Consider the following 17,081-nt stretch of genomic DNA (forward strand, 5'->3'; position numbering starts at 1 on the left):
ATCTGTAAGATATCTGCAAAATAGTAGGTTCTACAGTTAACTAGGATATTTTTTGCCACAGTTTTATTGCTAATCGAAAAAATATGCAATCTCATGTAAAATTAGCGACTCGTTCGCTGAATTTGTTATGTCTTTTTAGTTTATTGAGTACGGCTAATTTATCTCTGCTGACACCTATAGTTAATGCTCAAACTCCTATTCTGACTGAAAATAGCCAAACCCAAGCACCTCAACGCCAGCGAGTTGCTGTCCTAGATTTTGATTTTGCCGATACTGGCAGTGTTAATTTTGCAAATATCTTTGGTGGTGCTAGCCCAGCCCAAGGAGTGAGTAATTTGATCGCAAATGCATTAGTTAAAGATGGTTCTTATAGTGTTATCGAGCGTAGTAAAATTGACGCTATTTTACAAGAACAAGACTTAGGTGCTTCGGGACGGATAAATCCAGAAACCGCTGCTCAAATTGGTAGGGTTTTGGGAGTTGATGCTGTCATAATTGGTGCGGTAACTCAATTTAATATTGAAGAAAATAATTCTGGTAACGGCTTTTGCGTTTTTGGAGTTTGTTCGGCGAAACAAAAAAGTCGGGCGATCGTGCAAATTGATGCTAGGCTCGTCAGCACGACGACCGCAGAAATTCTCGCTGCAACTCAAGGTAAAGGGGAAGTTGATAAAAAAAGCAAAGCTTTAAATGTGGGTGGTGTTTATCACGAGTCGAAAAATGCCGATCCTGAAACTTTATTGAGTGCAGCCACAGAACTTGCTGTTAGTGAAATTACGCGAGAAATTGTTGCCTCTGCTGCCAAAGTTACGACAGCAGCTTCGTTTACACCAAATGTTAATGCTGTAGTAGCTGATGTAACCAATAATTTAGTCACAATTAACAAAGGACAAGAAGCGGGTTTAAAAACCGGGATGGAAATCTCAATCGAGCGAGTAGCCAAAGAAATTAAAGATCCTGAAACTGGTAAGACTCTGCGCGCCTTAACTTCGCCAATTGGCACGATTGAATTAACAGAAGTCGGTCAGGGATTTGCCACTGGTAAAGTTACAAATGGTGCGGGCTTTAAACGAGGAGATATGGCAAAAGCCGGACAATAGAGAGGAATTAAGAATTCGATGTAGGGTGGGCATTGCCCACCTTATTTTATGGGTCATTGTCAATGACAAATGACCAATACCTGTAATAATTAAGATATTTAGAAGTTTCAAAAATCGTTTTTCAGGCAGAGTGACTGTAAGGTACAAATACCAAAATGACTCATGCGAATACTAGCAACACTAAACCATTTTTCTATCCCAACCGTACCTTAGAGCGGGCGCGTCGGGCGCTGATTTGTTCTAGCTTTAACTTACACTTATTTCAGGCAATGATAGCTCAAAGCGTACCAGTTATGGCGATCGCGGGCAGTTCTGGCATGGAAAAAGGCTATACTCAGCGTCCTTTAACAGAACTTGCAGTAGACAACGAACTCTTTTGGCTGATCCAAGTTGGCATTTTGCGGCGCGAGGTAGACGGACAGGGAATCACAGATAGTTTTCGGCTCACGCCTCTGGGCAGACAGCTAGTAGAGCGATACGCTCAGCATGGTAAGTGGGATACTCCAACGTGGCGCGATCGCCTTTACAATACCCTGAGTCGCTGGCTGCGGCTGCCTTTTTAGGTGAATGCCTTAAATTTGTCAGCGGAAAAGTTAAGAATCAGCAAAAAAGGGGAAAAATAAACACAGAAACCCATCTCGGTCTGAAATTTCTGCCTTTACCTGCTCAAGCCGATAGCCGCATATGAAATCAATCATGATCGTGGGAACGACATCCCATGCTGGAAAATCAACAATCGCAGCTGCAATTTGTCGCATTTTAGCCAAACGTGGCTGGCGCGTAGCCCCCTTTAAAGGACAAAATATGGCGCTGAATGCTTACGTTACCGTTAATGGTGGCGAAATTGGCTACGCCCAAGCGGTGCAAGCGTGGGCGGCTGGCGTTGCTCCAATGGTAGAGATGAACCCAATCTTGCTCAAACCCCAAGGAGATATGTCTTCTCAGGTGATCCTCAAAGGCAAGGCTGTGGGCAGAGTCAACGCAGCAGACTACTACGAGCAATTTTTTCAACCAGGATGGCAGGCAATTGAAGAATCTCTGCGCCATCTGTCAGCAGAATTTGACATGATCGTGTGCGAGGGGGCAGGCAGTCCGGCAGAAATTAATCTCAAGCATCGCGATTTAGCAAATATGCGGATCGCCAAGTATTTAAACGCGCCAACGTTACTAGTCGTAGATATCGATCGCGGTGGTGCTTTTGCCCATGTCGTAGGCACGCTAGAATTACTCGAACCAGAGGAACGCAGTTTAGTGCGCGGGATTATCATCAATAAATTTCGCGGACAGCGATCGATCTTAGAACCGGGCATTAAGTGGCTGGAAGAACGGACGGGAATCCCCGTCATTGGTGTCATTCCCTGGCTGGATCATTCATTCCCCGCCGAAGATTCCCTCGATTTGTTTGAACGCAAGCCCTCTCGGGCTAAAGGCGAACTCAACATTGTCGTAATTCGCCTGCCGCGAATTTCTAACTTTACCGACTTCGATCCGTTAGAATCCGAACCCTGTATTGGTTTGAGATATCTCAGCCCCAAACACGAATTAGGACATCCAGATGCAGTGATTCTCCCAGGGACGAAAACCACAATCGCCGATTTACTCGTTTTGCATAAAACCGGGATGGCAAAGTCAATTCAAAACTATGCGGCGGCTGGGGGAACGGTTTTAGGTATCTGCGGTGGCTTCCAAATTCTAGGGCAACAGCTAGCCGATCCAGAAGGGCTAGAGGGCGAAGCTGGTAGGTATCCAGGTTTAGGATTGCTGCCAATCAGAACGGCAATCACGATGCATAAAGTTGCTCGCCAGCGTCAAGTCATATCGAATTTTCCGCAGTCAGGATTGCCCGTATCGGGGTATGAAATTCACCAAGGGCGATCGCGTTTAGTGGAATTACCTCCCGCCCAAGCTAACGACTATCAGCCCATGTTTGACGATACCGGGCTTGGCATGGTAGATAGTAGTCAATCAATCTGGGGAACATATCTGCACGGAATTTTCGATAATGGACCCTGGCGGAGGGCTTGGTTAAATCGCCTGCGGCAACAAAGGGGACTCAAATCTCTGCCTACAGGTATCTCTAATTATCGCGAACAGCGAGAAGCAATGCTCGACTCCCTAGCAGGTATGGTAGAAACGCACCTAGACTTATCCTCTGTTTTGTCGCCTTAAAGTTAGGAATTATGACTGTGCGAGTCAATTTTTTACCTGATAATGTCACTGTAGAAGCCACAGTCGGAGAACCATTGTTAGATGTAGCAGACCGAGCGGGGGTTGTCATCCCCACTGGCTGTATGATGGGTTCCTGTCACGCTTGCGAAGTCGAGATTGATGGGGACAATACAGTATGCGCTTGTATTACTGCCGTTCCTCCGGGACAAGAACAGTTAACGATCGATCTTTATTTCGATCCAGCGTGGTGAGAATCAATACCTAGCTAGCATTTCCCGCTGTTTTAGCCCGCATCAAAAATACTAAGGTAGCTATAGCCATTATCCCCATCACGATTCCAGCAGTTCTGTAAGTTACAGCTATTCCTACGAAGTTAGTCAAAGGCTGGCTGACAAGGGGTGAGAGAAATTGTCCTAAAAAAAAGCTAGTTGTTAACCCACCTAAAACTCTCCCACGGGCTACACCAGGAGCGATTGAAGTGAGGCAAAAGTTCATATTTGGCATGAGTAAACCCAAACCCAGACCCGCGATCGCTAATCCTAGTAGAATCACCGCATAACCTGCGCCAAAACTTATCAATTCATATCCTAGTGCCATGTTTAAAAAAGCAATGCCATAAATGCTAATAAAGCTGAGGCGGGCTTTGACGCGCTGATACAATAACGAGCTAACCGCAGAACACCCAGTTGCAAGGGCGATCGCTAACCCGCTTTGAGAACTGCTTGCCTGGAGTAATTGCTGTAAGTAAAAGGGGAGTTGGACGGGAATTAGATAAAATACAATTTGCGAGATTAGGGCGATCGCATAAGTCAATACCACTAAACCAGTCGCCAAGCTGGTTGGTTCGTCTGCAACATTAGCCCCAGCACCCTTAGCTGTACGATTCGGTTCCGGTAGCAACAACACGACGCACGGGACTAAAACTAGGGCAATTAAGTAGATAAAAAAGGGCATCCGCCAATTGATATCGGCAAGAAAGCCCCCTAAAGTCAGGAAAATAACTCCTCCTAATGCCATAAAAGCAGCTTGGATACCCAAAAACTGCCCTCTCTCTTTCCCCGTGTAGTAATCTGCAATCAACGCCGTCGCCGTTACCATCACCCCAGCCACGCTCAAACCTAATAGCGCTCGTCCGAACAGGATAAAGCCGATCGCATTCAACCACAGCCCCGAACTACCTGCTAGCCCGTATACGAGTAAGGCAACGATCAACACGGGTTTGCGTCCCAATCGATCGATCGTCGCACCAATAAAGGGCGCAGCCAAGGCAATAAATAGGGCTGGAGCTGTCAAAATCAACCTTACCCAGTAATCTGCATTCGGTATGGTGCTAAAGTGCTGTTTCATCGCTGGTAGCGAAGGTGCAATTGTTGCACCCGCCATCACAGTCAGCGTACTGACAACTAGCAAAGTGATTTTGACAGGTAACGAGTTAGTTGGCTGCATCAGCTAAACTCTAGGGGGTTCATCGTTAGAGAAACTGAATTGGGACGCGATCGCCTACCTCTAATCCTAATGTTGCTGTCGCGCCACTTCGTAACTGAATCATTTGATCTACCGTTGCCTTGGAGCTATATGTAGGGCAAGCAATTGCATCGCAAGGCTGTGCCTCTACTTGAATGGCTGCGATCTGTCCGTTTTGTAAATAGACGACATCCACAGGGAAGCGCATATTTTGCATCGAGACCTTAACTGGGCGAGGCGGATCGATAGTATACAGCATTCCTCTTGTCTGTGAAAGTTCGCCACGGTACATCAGTCCCATAGATTGTTGCTGCGCTGTTTGAGCAACTTCCAACTCAATTTCTTGTCCAGAAATTTGCGCTTTCGCACTTACAGGTAGAGATTGTGGTTGTTTTTCAATTTGAGCTTGAATTATTAGTAAAAGCAGACCGCTCACTAATGTAACTATGCAAAAAGCATGATTAGCTGAAATCTTCCAGTACTTCTTCTGGGTCGCAGTTAACATAAAGCCCTCGCTTTAACGATTTCTTAACCGAAGCTATTCGACTTTTTAACCAGAAATCGACTAATTTCTTAACCAAAAATCGTTCTTGTAAATAGTTTAAATTAACTCTTACTTAAATCTTTTATCTAAAACAAAAGAATGGGCGTTAAGTTTTATTAAGCTAAGAGCGGCGAAAAGTTTTAGTATCTAAGTCGAGAAACTCGATTGGTAGGCGATCGCCTATTTTTAAACCTAGCTCTATAGTTCTTCGAGCCTGTAACTGGATCATTTGGTCTACTTTTACCTTTGAGCTATACGTAGGGCAATTGACTTCGTTACAGGTAGGAACAGCTATTTGAATTTGCTGAATTTCCGTATTTCTCAGCAAAATTGTATCGACTGGTACAAGAATGTTTTGCATGGAAAATTCGATCGTTTGAGGCGGATCGAATTCAAACAAAATTCCCCTATTTCTGGGAATTATAGTACGATACATCAAGCCTTGTGCTTCTTGTCCTGGGTTTTGAGGAACTTCTAAGTAAATTCTTTGCTTGGCAACTTCAATTCTGGCTAAAATTGGGATAACTTGTGGTTTTTGCGGCGAACTAATTTGTAAAGATAGCCAAGAAAAGCCTAAATACAAAGTTGTCAAAATAATAAATATTGAGATACTAAGCAGCCAAAGAGGAATTTTAGAAAACATAACTTTATCAATTTATATATTATTAATACACTCTTAATTAAATGCTAGGTAATCGGCACTGCAAATTGCGCGCAATGAAGAAACTGCGGCATTAACACATGATTAACTAGTAATTCACAATCTTATGTATGATGGCTGTAGATAGTTTTAGCTCTATAAAGTTAAGAGCAAAGGCGCTAATTTATTAAGAATCAATGAAAAGAGATAGAAAATATGGAAAATGCAGAAGCGTGCTTTTGACTTGTAGTTTCTAACTTCTTTCTCGATTCGCTCAAAGATTCCCAGCCTCACAGAGCAAATTCGCTGTACCATAGAACAAATCAGTTGCGTCTGAGTGCTTTGAGGGATGAGGAGTTATGAAAGCAGCTATCTTACCAATCTTAGCGATCGCCTTAGTCGTCTTTTCCAGCCAAGAAACGCCAGCCCAACAAGTAGAAACTAGCTCTGACCGTTCTTTCTTAGCGCTGGTGGAGGGAGACGAAGGCGATCGATGTAGCTTTATCTCTGCTGATGTCTTGGAACGCTCGGCAGACATCGCTCAGGGATTGCTATTCGTGCGATCGGGAGACTCTCCAGACCAAGTAAAATACAAAATGCGCTTCGTTCCCGATGGAGCTTATGCCAACGAGATATTACAGTGGACGGCGATCGCTGGAAAAAACTACACGCGGGCTGACATAAATTTCGACAAGAACCGCGCCGCTACACGCTCGTTTACAATGGCGGTTAACTATCAGCAGCCAGAACAAAAACAATGCCGTTGGGAAGTACGCGAACCGCAACCAGCAGCAGCACAGACAACGGAACAAGATTTAGCGCCTGCACCTGGTAGTAATTCAACGGAGCAAGATTTAACCCCTACACCTTAAATCTAAGATTAAATATGATGGTGCGATCGCTGTTTAAATCTAAGTTGAGATTGGCTGGCGATCGCCCATAGAGTCCTCAAAAATTGCGCCTTGTTGCTGAAACTCAAGTTTCATCTGCGCTGAAATTCCAACAACATTGACAAAGCGTGTTGTTTCTACTTTTACCTGATTCAATTCTGCACGGGTGAGATTAGCTGCATTCAAATTTGCATGGCTGAAATTCACGCCATTTAAATCTGCTTGTTGCAATAACGTATCGTTTAAATTTGCCCCCTGTAAGTTAGCATTCTGAAGATAGGCACTCGATAAATTTGTCCGGCTGAGATTCGCACTGCTTAAATTCACGCGGGGTAGAATTGCGCGTAAGTCTGCATCGCTCAGATCGGCATGACTGAGATTCGCATCGCGAAGATTGGCATTACTGAGTTTGGCACGCACAAGACAAGCACCACTCAAATTAGCGCGACTCAGATCGGCTAATGTCAAGTCAGCACCACTCAAATTTGCCCCTTCTAAATTAGCGCGACTCAAGCTAGCATTACGAAGATCGAATTGACTGAGATCGGCTCCGACTAAATCTTGTGTAGGATCTAAACCGATCGCTTCTAGACTAGAAACAAAGTCTGTCGCGATCGCCGAGGTTAGTAATTCCCGCGCGATCGCCAACTGTTGCTGTTGATATTTTCTCGCCTGGGTCAATTCTCCTAAACTAGTGTATGCTTGTCGCAGGCTATTTAAGATCTGTCCTTCCTGTAGGCGATCGCCTTGTGCTGGTACGATCGCCAATAGTTTTTGCCAGTACTCGATTGCACGAACATATTCTGCTGATGTCAAATAAGCATTACCAATATTGGCAAGAGCATTCATTTCGCCAGTTGCATCTTGAATTTTCTGGGCGATCTCCAAATGTTGTTGAAAGCAGACGATCGCCTGGGGTATGTTTCCTAAAGCTTGATAAGCTGCACCTAAATTCCCTAAAGCCGCGCCTTCGCGCTTGAAATTTTGGCTGCTGCGATAAAGATTTAATGCTTGTTGCCAAGACTGCAACGCAAGCTCAAATTCACCTGTTTGGTATTGAGAAATACCTTGCCTGAGCAGCAAGTCTGCTTCACTAGTCATCTAGCGATTTTTGCCGTGCGATCTTCAGTTTTTACATTACCATAAACCTGCTAGAGCGTGACAACATTGTAGGGGCGCTTTCTCTGTGCGCCCCTACAAGAAATTTATGTTGGGTATTTACATTAAGCGATCGCAGTTTCGATCGGACAGCTTAAATATGAAGGAACTAAAAGTGTCTCTTCAATTTCTGTACGTAAGCTCCGCGTCATGTATTGTGCTTGGCGCAAGCAATCAAGTATGAGTTGATTGACATCGTAATATTGTTTGAGAATAGCTTTTTGCTGGGAAGTAAAAGGAAAATTTATCAGCTCGTAACTCGAAGCATCGATATCAGATAGATGAAGATGGCGATCGGTGCAATCGTCTTGGAGAGAATCTGATTTAAGATCGAGGATAAATTCTAAATAAAAGGCACGGAAAGCAGCTGGTTTAAACTGAGGTTTGCTCAGATGATGTGACTTGCGCTCCAGCCAGAAAAGAAAGCGCGATAATTCTGAATCGACCCCGGCGATCGCGTCAGCTTGTTGCTTCATTAAACTGAGAAAATAGTCAGCATTTCGCAACATGCCAACAACGAAGACAAAAACTTCGTGCCAGCGTGGTTCTGAAATCCGAGCAGCTAAATTTCTTAAAGCTTGTTCTGCTCTTTGAGGATGAGAAGGATCGGCTATTTCTCGTGCTATAAAATACTCGTGAAATCTGCTATCGGAGAAAGAATAAACCTCTGGAGTAGACTCAACAAATAACTGGTGTTGGTATTGAATAGACTTTAGTAGTGCCTCAGTCGTAAGTTGCAAGAGTTCCGGGCTAGTAGGTGCTTTTGGCAGGTTACATATATATTCGGTAATAGATTTTTCAATATCCTGTTTGCTAAACTTACCTCCAGTTTCAAATGTAGCCAAAGCAATTTTACTTAACAAGTCTTGTTTGTGCTGTACGGACAAATTTTTGTAGAAGCGATCGCCTGGAATATGATAAGCTTCATCCCATTGATTCAATAAAATTTCTAGTCCTTCGCGGTAGAGCTGACAGCGATCGTCAGGAATTTCTCGACCGGCTTCAACTAATAGACAAAGCAAATTTAATAATGGATCGTTAGATAATTCATTAATAATTTCTTTTTCCTCGTGTTTTAAAGAGAAATTTACAACGCGATCGAGTTGCTTTGAGTCATTTTTCTGTAATTTCTCAACTTGTACCCATTTACCACTAAACTTGACACCTTTTCGGTCATCCAACTTAATACCTTCAGTTTCCATCGGCTGAGGAAAACGATCTACCAACGCTGAATCGATGGAGTTCATAAGCTTTATGGTTTTGGTGTTACAGTTTGAATTTATCGGATGTTTATTCAATTCATAATTACGAATTGCGAATTACGAATTACAAATTATCATGCTCTAGTTTGAGCAATTTGAGGTTGAAGCAAAGAAAATAACTGTTCTTTGCCCTTTTGAAGATATCGAGTTACAGTCATTGGACTAATACCAATTCGTTTAGCAGCCTCTTTACGAGAAAACTCTTTTAAGAAAACAAACTCTACAGCTTTACGAGTTTTTTCTTCCAGCTGATTCATTGCTCCTTGCAATTGTTGGCGATCTTCTTCCTGTTGTTGTAAGCTAGTAGAGCGCTGGTCAGGTAAAGCATCAGCTAATTTAATTTGGCAATCGAGATGTTGAATAACTGTACTATCCAAACTTAAGACAATTCGATTTTGGAAGGCGAGCTTACTCTCTAACCATTCTTGAATTGCAACATTCAATTCTTCAGCAATTTCTATATCTGTAGGAGTGCGACCGAGAGTTAATGTTAAATCTTTACGAGCCTTCTGTCCTTGATTGTGAAGTTCTTGCCAACGGCGGGGAATTTTGACAACTCCCGTGCGATCGCGTAAGAAATGTAAAATTTCACCTCGAATATAAGGAATTGCAAAAGAACTAAAAGCATAACCTTGATAAGGGTTGAAGCGCTCGATAGCACGAATCAAACCAAAGTAACCGATTTGTTCTAAATCTTCATATGGTTCGGTACATTGGCGGCTAAATTGATGCGCCATCTTTCGCACCAAACCAGTGTGCATACTTACAAGTTTATTGCGTAATGCAATCGAAGGATGTTGATAATAAGCAATTAATAGCTCTATCCCATTAGAGCAGCCTCTAGTATGAGTTATCGACATAAAAATCCTCAACAGCGATCTAAGCTTCCCTAATGGGAATTAACAGGTGGTGGAAAATCTTTAATCAAAGCTGAAAATTATTGTCGGTGGAGAAGGCTTCTCAAACCATGTCGTTCTTACTGAATTTATGAGGAGATTAGCAGATTGCGGTGAATTTTCTCCGTAGATCTGCTGAGTTGACTGGCTGAGAATGCTAAATATTTTAAGATTAGATTTAGATTTCTGCTGCTAGTCTCACCCTGGTTAACTGTTAGAGGTTTAAGCCAAAATAGGCATATGTCACCATATCGTTGCTCTCACACAACCCGTTAAAAAATTAAGAAAAAATTCCATGAGTAGCACTAGCAATTTTCGCGAAGCAATTCGTCAAGCTAAGACTAGCGCCATAGTAGGTCCAAACGTTATTGCTAACGCCCTGCCTTATCTAGGTGGCGGGCTGGTACTAACAGCACTGGGAACCTACGGTGGTCTAAGTGTCATCCGTGCCAATCCAGGGTTATTCTTCCCTACGTTTATTGGTGCGGTCATTTTGGAACTGATTCTGTTCTTCGTGGCGATGAACGTTGCCGAGAAAGGTAATAATCGCGTTGCCCTGCCTCTACTAGCAACATATAGCTTGCTAACTGGCTATACTCTTAGCGGCATCGTCTTTATGGCACTAAGAACCCAAGGCGTAGGTATTGCAGGTGTGGGGTTTGCTGCCCTCGGCTGCGGTGTCACCTTTATTGCGGCACGTCAAATTGGTTCTAACTTGTCAGAACAGGACGGCATGGCATTGACGAAAACAGTCAGCCTGGGAGTCATTGCCCTAGTGGTCGTCTGTTTGGCACAATTTCTGTTTGCTCTGTTTGGCATCTACACGCCGACTTGGTTAGAAATTGCAATTTCAGGCATTGGCGTGTGTCTATTCGTTGGTGCAGCAGTCGTAGATTTCTACGTTCTGCCTCGTACCTACCGCAACGACCAATATCTCCCTGCGGCGCTATCGATGTATCTGACATACATCAATCTGTTTATTTTCATCTTGCGGTTGTTAATTGCCCTGAATAGCCGCGACTAGTGGAGACGTTACATGAATTGTAGAGACCGTTACATGTAAAGTCTCTACAAACGATCTGCCGTGGCTTCAAAACAAGCCACGGTTTTTTTGGTTGTTGCCCCAAAGGTTTTCATCGCAATTCTCGATTGCGTGCATGACATTTGTAGGGGCGCACGGCTGTGCGCCCCTACAGATCGTGTGTTTTACTCAATTGAAAACCGCTATCAACTCTAGTTAAAATCATCAATACAAGTAGGGTGCGTTGTTAATGTACCCTATCACTCAGTGAGCGATCGCTACTCGAAACCTATATGGAAGCACTAGAAATCAAGCGCGAAGTTGAAAAGTTGTCCGATCGCCTGGGTAAAACCCAGGACTATCTTTGACATCCCCGCACTGACGGCAAAAATACAAGATTTAGAACAAATTGCTGCCCAACCGGAATTTTGGAACGACCAAACCAAAGCACAGCAAACACTTCAGGAACTCAACGACCTGAAAACTCATATCCAGCAATACGATCGCTGGCAAGGTAGCCTAGAAGATACCAAAGCCGTGCTAGAGCTACTGGAACTCGAAACGGACGAATCTCTGCTGCAAGAGGCTGAGACAAACGTTACCAGCCTCAACCGCGAACTCGACCAATGGGAGTTGCAACAGTTGTTATCTGGTCCCTACGATGACAAAGGCGCAATTTTGACAATTAACGCTGGGGCGGGTGGAACTGATGCTCAAGACTGGGCGGAAATGCTACTGCGGATGTATACTCGTTGGGCGGAAGATCGCGGCTATAAAGTCCAACTCGATGAGATTTCGGAAGGAGATGAAGCGGGAATTAAATCCGCTACCTTAGAAATTTCCGGTCGCTATGCCTACGGCTATTTACAAGGCGAAAAAGGAACTCACCGTTTGGTGCGGATTTCTCCGTTTAACGCTAACGGTAAACGACAGACTAGCTTTGCTGGTGTGGAAGTGATGCCCCAAATCGATACTTCCGTACAGTTGGAAATTCCCGATAAAGATTTGGAAATTACCACCACTCGTTCTGGTGGTAAGGGAGGACAAAACGTCAACAAAGTAGAAACAGCCGTGCGCATCCTCCACATTCCTACGGGAATTGCCGTCCGCTGTACCCAAGAGCGATCGCAGTTACAAAATAAAGAGAAAGCCCTAGCGATCCTCAAAGCCAAGCTGTTAATTATTGCCCAAGAACAACGCGCTCAAGAAATCGCTGAAATTCGCGGTGATATGGTAGAAGCAGCCTGGGGAACTCAGATCCGCAACTACGTTTTCCATCCATATCAGATGGTGAAGGATTTGCGGACAAACCTAGAAACAACAGCAATTACCGACGTAATGAACGGCGAACTCGATACCTTTATTGAGTCTTATCTACGCCAGGAGAAACAACTAGTGGCTAGTTAAGGAACGAGAAAAACCGAGAGCAGAAACAAAGAAAGTTGAGGAAACTGGAGGAGAAAAACCAAAATGGTTTTGCTGTTTACAGTCCTTAGCTTTTCTTGTAATTTTACCAACTATAGCAGTTCTAAATGATTTGTAAAGCAGGCTAGAAGCCTGCTTCATATTCATGAAATAAATAGGATTGCTGTATTTACCCTGAACTTTTTTGCTGAATTTTTCCATATTGCTCTGCTTAATTTTAAGCTTCATAATTAATGCCATAAATAGCTACAGCAAAAAATCCGTTTTTCACGTGCTGTTGATGTTGTTTGCTACACGCTAAGACACAAAAAGAATTATTTTAGGACAATCATCGTGCTAATTCAAAGTTTATCCGAGCTACCTGCTGTAACAGAAAGAGCAGTTATTATTAATTTCAATACAAAACTAGTTACAACCTTAGCTTTACTATCTGTTATTCGTCATGCAAAAATGCCCGTACTGTTAATCGACTGCGAGTCAACTGATGGTAGCTTAAAACATTTTCTAGCTTTGATGAAGCGGTATGATTTTGATATTTTAACCGCTCCCTTACGCCCTCACGGTCAAACTTTAGACTGGCTTTTTAATCATATTGCCGCAGAAAAAGTTTTATTAGTTGATTCGGATCTGGAAATTCAGGATTCCGCTATAGTTAGCTTTTTCAAAGATTATATTGACGAACCGCAGGTTTTTGGTTGTGGCTTTACCAATGGACCAAGTTGGCTGGAAGAACCAGCTTTTCAGGGAACCGCTTTAGAAAATGCTCTCTATCACGAACGTCCTTGGATACCGCTAACTCTCCTTAAGGTAGCCCCTATTCGAGAAGCACTTAGGCATGGAAAGTCATTTGTAGAATTTTACCTAGACAATGAATACTCATTGCTGTCACCTTTTAATAAACTGCGATCGCGCTTCAAGCTACTCCACAGAATATTCAAGAAAGGACCAATTGAGTTGCGACGCTCTTGCCATGCTTTGAAACCCGCTGCGATATTTTACGATACCGGAGCCAAAATATTTGAATACCTTCGGTACGAAAGGCTGATGTTTTTTGTAGGACTACCAGAACCAGTGCATCACCGTTTTGTGACTCACTTTTTCGGGATTACCCGAAATACGCTGAAACCATCAGATACTCACGGAGGCGGTGGGCTAGCTAAAATTTCCGATCGGGTTCGCTATCGTTTATTAGAAGTTTATGGTGAGGAGGTTCACACTGAGGAAGTAACCGATCGCCAGAAGATACTTGTCGGACGCAAGTAACAACATTAGTAATAACATTAGTAATAACATTGCTTGTCTAATGCCGAATGCGAGCGATCGCTGTAGTTAGTATAAACGGCAATCTTTAGAAACTTAGACAAAGATTGGGAACGAGCGCAAAGCGATTTGCGCTTGTTTCTCAGCTATTAACCCTGGTACGGACTACATTATTGGTGCAACAAACTGTTACATTTGAGAAAGAACCTAGCAAAACTTTAGGGTCAATCTCATGGAGAATTCACCTGACACGACGAAAACCGCCGAGGCACAATCCACGGAAGCGACAACTATGCCCCCTCATGTAGCGAATGAAGTTGCCAATGAGCCTCGACCGAGTTATGTAAAACTCGCTATGCGCAACATGGTGAAAAAGCGGGGGACTTCTCTGAAACATTTTGCCCTCACAACTATAGGATTATTGTCTTTACTGGTGGGTTTAGCTTACATAACTAGATAATGACAACCAGGAATACAGAAAATTCCGGCGTACAAGTCGAAGTCTGCGTGCAAGACTGTTTTACTGAAGCTTCTGGAATGAAGCCAGCAGTTGATGCTCAAACTTGGCAAAAATGGTTTGAGTGCTGGCTAGAGAGTTTATCTTCTCAGCTTCCTGCTGCTGACAGTTACGAACTGAGTTTACGTCTAACGGATGATGCAGAAATTCAAGTACTTAACTCGCAGTATCGGCAGCAAGATAAGCCCACGGACGTTTTAGCCTTTGCTGCACTGGAAACGGACGTACCGCAGTTAGAGGAGTTGCGATCGCTTTTACCTCTATACTTAGGCGATATTGCGATCTCAATTGATACCGCTAGCAAGCAGGCACAACAACAAGCACATTCGCTATCGACAGAGCTGGCTTGGTTAGCCGCTCACGGTCTTTTACACCTTTTAGGCTGGGATCACCCAGATGAGGAAACCCTATTAGAGATGCTGGAACAGCAAACTTTGCTACTAAGGATAGTTGGTCTTGATGTCAATCTTGATTAAACTGGGCAAGATTGTAATTGTAAATATTGGCACAGCGCGATCGCGACAATTTGTTACTAATATGGTCTCGCTAGATGAGATATGTCTAAATTAAACTGTCTGTGGAAATTGACAAATTAAGCAAGTAGTAGGCTGTAACTCGGCTAGATATAAAAACCAAAAATTATTGATGTTTGCCATCTATGACCCAAAAAGTTTCGACCTCAACGCCTAGTAGAACAGAAAAAGTGGTTCCAATTCAGCGAAATTTCTCTTGGCAAGTCGCCTCCAACTTATTAGTGAGCTTCAAATATGCTTGGAGTGGCATTGCTTATGCGTTTAAAACTCAACGCAACTTCCGCATCCATATCTGTATAGGAACTCTTGCTGTCTTTCTGGGCTTATTATTACGTTTGCCTTTGGTCGAAATAGCTGTGATTACGCTGACTAGCGGCTTAGTGCTAGTGATGGAATTACTAAACACCGCGATCGAGTCTGTTGTAGACTTGACGGTAAAGCAGACATATCACGAACTCGCTAAAATTGCTAAAGACTGCGCCGCCGGAGCAGTGTTAATCTCGGCTATCGCTGCCCTTTTAGTCGCCACCGCTCTTTTGTTACCTCCCCTGGTCAAGCTGATTATTTCTAGCTTGAATTGACAAGATTGTGACAAGGTAGCGGCGAATGAGTCACTCCTCACAATTAATTCCGAATTCCGAATTCCGAATTCCGAATTCTCCCCGCATCCCTTCTTCACGCACCATTCAAAAATGATTATAGTTATTGATAACTACGACAGTTTTACTTATAACCTAGTGCAGTACTTAGGTGAGTTAGGGGCAGAGTTCCCAGTTGCAGCAGAGATTCGGGTTTATCGTAACGACCAAATTACAATCGAGCAGATCCGCGAGTTGCAGCCAGATGGAGTTGTGATTTCTCCAGGTCCAGGTCGCCCAGAAGATGCAGGAATTTCTCTAGAGGCGATCGCGCACTTAGGTGAGAATACACCAATATTGGGCGTATGTTTGGGGCATCAAAGCATCGGGCAAGTCTTCGGTGGTAATGTTGTCTCTGCACCTGAATTGATGCATGGTAAAACTTCATCAGTTTCCCATACGGGAGTAGGCGTATTTAAAGATTTAGAAAATCCGTTGACCGCAACCCGCTATCATAGTTTAGCGATCGAACGGCAGACCTGCCCAGACGTGTTAGAAATTACCGCCTGGGTTGAGGACGGGACAATTATGGGAGTGCGACATCGGCAATATCCTCACATTGAAGGAGTCCAGTTTCACCCAGAAAGCGTCCTCACAACTTCAGGAAAGCAATTACTGCGCAACTTCCTGAAACAACTGCCGTCTCACTAGTGGAGTGAACGGAGAAGCGATGAAACGACGACAGTTAATTGGCTATGCTGGAGCGGGGCTACTTTCTACCTTAGCAGTGACGCTTGCAGCAAAATCTCAGCCTGCTGTAGCTCAAACCGGCAGCGGAATAACGGTACGATGGTTAGGTCATACTTGTTTTCTATTTACTGGTGGTGGGGCGCGAATTCTGGTCAATCCTTTTCGGCAGCTAGGCTGTGCGGCGGGATACAGACCACCGAAAGTAGAAACAGATTTGGTTTTAATTAGCAGTCAATTATTAGATGAAGGGGCAGTAGAGGAGGTTCCTGGCAATCCCCAGCTGATCTTTGAACCTGGAGTATACCAATTTAAAGGAACGCAGATCCAAGGAATTGCGATCGACCACGATCGCGAAAAGGGGAGAAGATTTGGTACTAACGTAGCATGGCTGTGGACGCAAGGCGGAATTAGGATTTTGCACTTAGGGGGAGCCGCTGCACCAATCACAATCGAACAAAAAATCCTCATAGGTCGTCCCGACGTGTTGCTAGTGCCAGTGGGGGGTGGTGCTAAAGCCTATAACCCTCAAGAAGCCCAAGCAGCCGTAAAAACTATCAACCCCAGATTAGTCATTCCGACTCACTATCGTACCCAAGCTGCCGATCCTGCTGCCTGCGACATCGTGCCGCTTGATGAATTTTTGTCACTGATGGAAGGAACTCCCATCCGTCGCAGTCAAAGCGATAGCTTAACGATTAAACCTGCCGACTTACCCAAGGACGAAACTGCTATTCAGGTATTGAGTTATAAGTTTTAACTGGTAGTTGGTCATTTGTCATTTGTCATCGATCGGTGGTAGTTGGTAGTTGCTCGTTGGTTGTTGGTTGTTAGTCATTGATAACTGGTTACTGGTCACTGGTCACTGGTCACTGCC

General features: G+C 43.9%; 20 protein-coding genes. 13 read left to right on the forward strand and 7 right to left on the reverse strand.

The window, feature by feature from the left end:
- Nucleotides 1–83 precede the first annotated feature (83 nt).
- The 4 genes from C7Y66_RS01995 to C7Y66_RS02010 all read left to right on the forward strand — a co-directional run bounded on the left by C7Y66_RS01995 (nt 84) and on the right by C7Y66_RS02010 (nt 3,520).
- Nucleotides 84–1,100, forward strand: coding sequence for a CsgG/HfaB family protein (locus C7Y66_RS01995; RefSeq protein ID WP_106544288.1), 1,017 nt, complete (start codon nt 84–86; stop codon nt 1,098–1,100).
- Nucleotides 1,101–1,255: 155 nt separating this feature from the next.
- A complete protein-coding gene (locus C7Y66_RS02000) occupies nt 1,256–1,663 on the forward strand; it encodes an Npun_F0494 family protein (protein ID WP_106544289.1) in 408 nt (135 codons plus the stop codon).
- A 121-nt stretch (nt 1,664–1,784) separates the two neighbouring features.
- Nucleotides 1,785–3,269, forward strand: coding sequence for a cobyric acid synthase CobQ (gene cobQ, locus C7Y66_RS02005; protein ID WP_106544290.1), 1,485 nt, complete (start codon nt 1,785–1,787; stop codon nt 3,267–3,269).
- A gap of 11 nt (nt 3,270–3,280) precedes the next feature.
- Nucleotides 3,281–3,520 carry a 2Fe-2S iron-sulfur cluster-binding protein gene (locus C7Y66_RS02010; RefSeq protein ID WP_106544291.1) on the forward strand — a complete coding sequence of 80 codons (240 nt, stop codon included), beginning with the start codon at nt 3,281–3,283 and terminating at the stop codon, nt 3,518–3,520.
- A 10-nt stretch (nt 3,521–3,530) separates the two neighbouring features.
- Here C7Y66_RS02010 and C7Y66_RS02015 read toward each other — a convergent pair whose 3' ends face one another.
- From C7Y66_RS02015 to C7Y66_RS02025, 3 genes are all read right to left on the reverse strand, one after another.
- Nucleotides 3,531–4,715, reverse strand: a complete 1,185-nt coding sequence (locus C7Y66_RS02015; RefSeq protein ID WP_106544292.1) for an MFS transporter — start codon at nt 4,713–4,715, stop codon at nt 3,531–3,533.
- Nucleotides 4,716–4,740: 25 nt separating this feature from the next.
- Complete coding sequence (locus C7Y66_RS02020) at nt 4,741–5,238, reverse strand: DUF192 domain-containing protein (protein WP_106544293.1); 498 nt, start codon at nt 5,236–5,238, stop codon at nt 4,741–4,743.
- A gap of 160 nt (nt 5,239–5,398) precedes the next feature.
- Entirely contained in the window at nt 5,399–5,920 is a 522-nt protein-coding gene (locus C7Y66_RS02025) for a DUF192 domain-containing protein (RefSeq protein ID WP_106544294.1), read from the reverse strand.
- A gap of 356 nt (nt 5,921–6,276) precedes the next feature.
- Between C7Y66_RS02025 and C7Y66_RS02030 the strand changes: the two genes are divergently transcribed.
- On the forward strand, nt 6,277–6,789 hold the full coding sequence (locus C7Y66_RS02030; protein ID WP_106544295.1) for a hypothetical protein: 513 nt from the start codon (nt 6,277–6,279) through the stop codon (nt 6,787–6,789).
- A gap of 39 nt (nt 6,790–6,828) precedes the next feature.
- On the opposite strand, the gene C7Y66_RS02035 is transcribed toward C7Y66_RS02030, so the two are convergent.
- The 3 genes from C7Y66_RS02035 to C7Y66_RS02045 all read right to left on the reverse strand — a co-directional run bounded on the left by C7Y66_RS02035 (nt 6,829) and on the right by C7Y66_RS02045 (nt 10,087).
- A complete protein-coding gene (locus C7Y66_RS02035) occupies nt 6,829–7,908 on the reverse strand; it encodes a pentapeptide repeat-containing protein (protein WP_106544296.1) in 1,080 nt (359 codons plus the stop codon).
- 122 nt (nt 7,909–8,030) lie between these two features.
- Nucleotides 8,031–9,212: an NACHT domain-containing NTPase gene (locus tag C7Y66_RS02040; protein ID WP_106544297.1), complete on the reverse strand. Its 1,182-nt coding sequence runs from the start codon at nt 9,210–9,212 to the stop codon at nt 8,031–8,033.
- An 89-nt stretch (nt 9,213–9,301) separates the two neighbouring features.
- On the reverse strand, nt 9,302–10,087 hold the full coding sequence (locus C7Y66_RS02045; RefSeq protein WP_015157455.1) for an RNA polymerase sigma factor SigF: 786 nt from the start codon (nt 10,085–10,087) through the stop codon (nt 9,302–9,304).
- A gap of 331 nt (nt 10,088–10,418) precedes the next feature.
- Here C7Y66_RS02045 and C7Y66_RS02050 point away from each other — a divergent pair, with 331 nt between their 5' ends.
- Together C7Y66_RS02050 and prfB are read left to right on the forward strand one after the other, a co-directional pair.
- Nucleotides 10,419–11,147: a Bax inhibitor-1 family protein gene (locus tag C7Y66_RS02050; RefSeq protein ID WP_015157456.1), complete on the forward strand. Its 729-nt coding sequence runs from the start codon at nt 10,419–10,421 to the stop codon at nt 11,145–11,147.
- A 290-nt stretch (nt 11,148–11,437) separates the two neighbouring features.
- Nucleotides 11,438–12,551 (forward strand): peptide chain release factor 2 gene (gene prfB / locus C7Y66_RS02055; RefSeq protein WP_127023111.1). Its coding sequence is split into 2 segments (ribosomal slippage): nt 11,438–11,509 and nt 11,511–12,551, totalling 1,113 coding nucleotides; the frame shifts between segments, so codons are not numbered across the junction.
- On the opposite strand, the gene C7Y66_RS02060 is transcribed toward prfB, so the two are convergent.
- Nucleotides 12,537–12,809, reverse strand: coding sequence for a hypothetical protein (locus tag C7Y66_RS02060; RefSeq protein ID WP_106544298.1), 273 nt, complete (start codon nt 12,807–12,809; stop codon nt 12,537–12,539). The two genes, prfB and C7Y66_RS02060, sit on opposite strands and share 15 nt — an antisense overlap.
- 93 nt (nt 12,810–12,902) lie before the next feature.
- Here C7Y66_RS02060 and C7Y66_RS02065 point away from each other — a divergent pair, with 93 nt between their 5' ends.
- The 6 genes from C7Y66_RS02065 (at nt 12,903) to C7Y66_RS02090 (ending at nt 16,964) form a co-directional block, all read left to right on the forward strand.
- Nucleotides 12,903–13,832: a hypothetical protein gene (locus tag C7Y66_RS02065; RefSeq protein WP_106544299.1), complete on the forward strand. Its 930-nt coding sequence runs from the start codon at nt 12,903–12,905 to the stop codon at nt 13,830–13,832.
- 229 nt (nt 13,833–14,061) lie between these two features.
- Nucleotides 14,062–14,289 carry a DUF3285 domain-containing protein gene (locus C7Y66_RS02070; protein ID WP_015157458.1) on the forward strand — a complete coding sequence of 76 codons (228 nt, stop codon included), beginning with the start codon at nt 14,062–14,064 and terminating at the stop codon, nt 14,287–14,289.
- A complete protein-coding gene (ybeY, locus tag C7Y66_RS02075) occupies nt 14,289–14,822 on the forward strand; it encodes an rRNA maturation RNase YbeY (RefSeq protein ID WP_106544300.1) in 534 nt (177 codons plus the stop codon). The genes C7Y66_RS02070 and ybeY overlap by 1 nt, the downstream gene beginning before the upstream one ends.
- 182 nt (nt 14,823–15,004) lie before the next feature.
- On the forward strand, nt 15,005–15,460 hold the full coding sequence (locus C7Y66_RS02080) for a diacylglycerol kinase family protein (RefSeq protein ID WP_106544301.1): 456 nt from the start codon (nt 15,005–15,007) through the stop codon (nt 15,458–15,460).
- 111 nt (nt 15,461–15,571) lie between these two features.
- Nucleotides 15,572–16,168, forward strand: coding sequence for an aminodeoxychorismate/anthranilate synthase component II (locus tag C7Y66_RS02085; RefSeq protein WP_106544302.1), 597 nt, complete (start codon nt 15,572–15,574; stop codon nt 16,166–16,168).
- A 19-nt stretch (nt 16,169–16,187) separates the two neighbouring features.
- Nucleotides 16,188–16,964 carry an MBL fold metallo-hydrolase gene (locus C7Y66_RS02090; protein ID WP_106544303.1) on the forward strand — a complete coding sequence of 259 codons (777 nt, stop codon included), beginning with the start codon at nt 16,188–16,190 and terminating at the stop codon, nt 16,962–16,964.
- Nucleotides 16,965–17,081: the final 117 nt, after the last annotated feature.

Origin of the sequence: Chroococcidiopsis sp. CCALA 051, assembly GCF_003015105.1 — a bacterium.
Classification (GTDB): Bacteria; Cyanobacteriota; Cyanobacteriia; order Cyanobacteriales; family Chroococcidiopsidaceae; genus Chroococcidiopsis; species Chroococcidiopsis thermalis.

Excerpts from the sequence above, each read along its gene's own strand:
- C7Y66_RS02090 (WP_106544303.1), top strand. The coding sequence starts at position 16,188 with ATGAAACGACGACAGTTAATTGGCTATGCTGGAGCGGGGCTACTTTCT.
- C7Y66_RS02035 (WP_106544296.1), bottom strand. The coding sequence starts at position 7,908 with ATGACTAGTGAAGCAGACTTGCTGCTCAGGCAAGGTATTTCTCAATAC.
- C7Y66_RS02070 (WP_015157458.1), top strand. The coding sequence starts at position 14,062 with ATGGAGAATTCACCTGACACGACGAAAACCGCCGAGGCACAATCCACG.
- C7Y66_RS02015 (WP_106544292.1), bottom strand. The coding sequence starts at position 4,715 with ATGCAGCCAACTAACTCGTTACCTGTCAAAATCACTTTGCTAGTTGTC.
- C7Y66_RS02025 (WP_106544294.1), bottom strand. The coding sequence starts at position 5,920 with ATGTTTTCTAAAATTCCTCTTTGGCTGCTTAGTATCTCAATATTTATT.
- C7Y66_RS02085 (WP_106544302.1), top strand. The coding sequence starts at position 15,572 with ATGATTATAGTTATTGATAACTACGACAGTTTTACTTATAACCTAGTG.
- C7Y66_RS02040 (WP_106544297.1), bottom strand. The coding sequence starts at position 9,212 with ATGAACTCCATCGATTCAGCGTTGGTAGATCGTTTTCCTCAGCCGATG.
- C7Y66_RS02000 (WP_106544289.1), top strand. The coding sequence starts at position 1,256 with ATGACTCATGCGAATACTAGCAACACTAAACCATTTTTCTATCCCAAC.
- C7Y66_RS02060 (WP_106544298.1), bottom strand. The coding sequence starts at position 12,809 with ATGGCATTAATTATGAAGCTTAAAATTAAGCAGAGCAATATGGAAAAA.
- C7Y66_RS02045 (WP_015157455.1), bottom strand. The coding sequence starts at position 10,087 with ATGTCGATAACTCATACTAGAGGCTGCTCTAATGGGATAGAGCTATTA.
- cobQ (WP_106544290.1), top strand. The coding sequence starts at position 1,785 with ATGAAATCAATCATGATCGTGGGAACGACATCCCATGCTGGAAAATCA.
- C7Y66_RS02080 (WP_106544301.1), top strand. The coding sequence starts at position 15,005 with ATGACCCAAAAAGTTTCGACCTCAACGCCTAGTAGAACAGAAAAAGTG.
- C7Y66_RS01995 (WP_106544288.1), top strand. The coding sequence starts at position 84 with ATGCAATCTCATGTAAAATTAGCGACTCGTTCGCTGAATTTGTTATGT.
- ybeY (WP_106544300.1), top strand. The coding sequence starts at position 14,289 with ATGACAACCAGGAATACAGAAAATTCCGGCGTACAAGTCGAAGTCTGC.
- C7Y66_RS02050 (WP_015157456.1), top strand. The coding sequence starts at position 10,419 with ATGAGTAGCACTAGCAATTTTCGCGAAGCAATTCGTCAAGCTAAGACT.
- C7Y66_RS02020 (WP_106544293.1), bottom strand. The coding sequence starts at position 5,238 with ATGTTAACTGCGACCCAGAAGAAGTACTGGAAGATTTCAGCTAATCAT.
- C7Y66_RS02030 (WP_106544295.1), top strand. The coding sequence starts at position 6,277 with ATGAAAGCAGCTATCTTACCAATCTTAGCGATCGCCTTAGTCGTCTTT.
- C7Y66_RS02010 (WP_106544291.1), top strand. The coding sequence starts at position 3,281 with ATGACTGTGCGAGTCAATTTTTTACCTGATAATGTCACTGTAGAAGCC.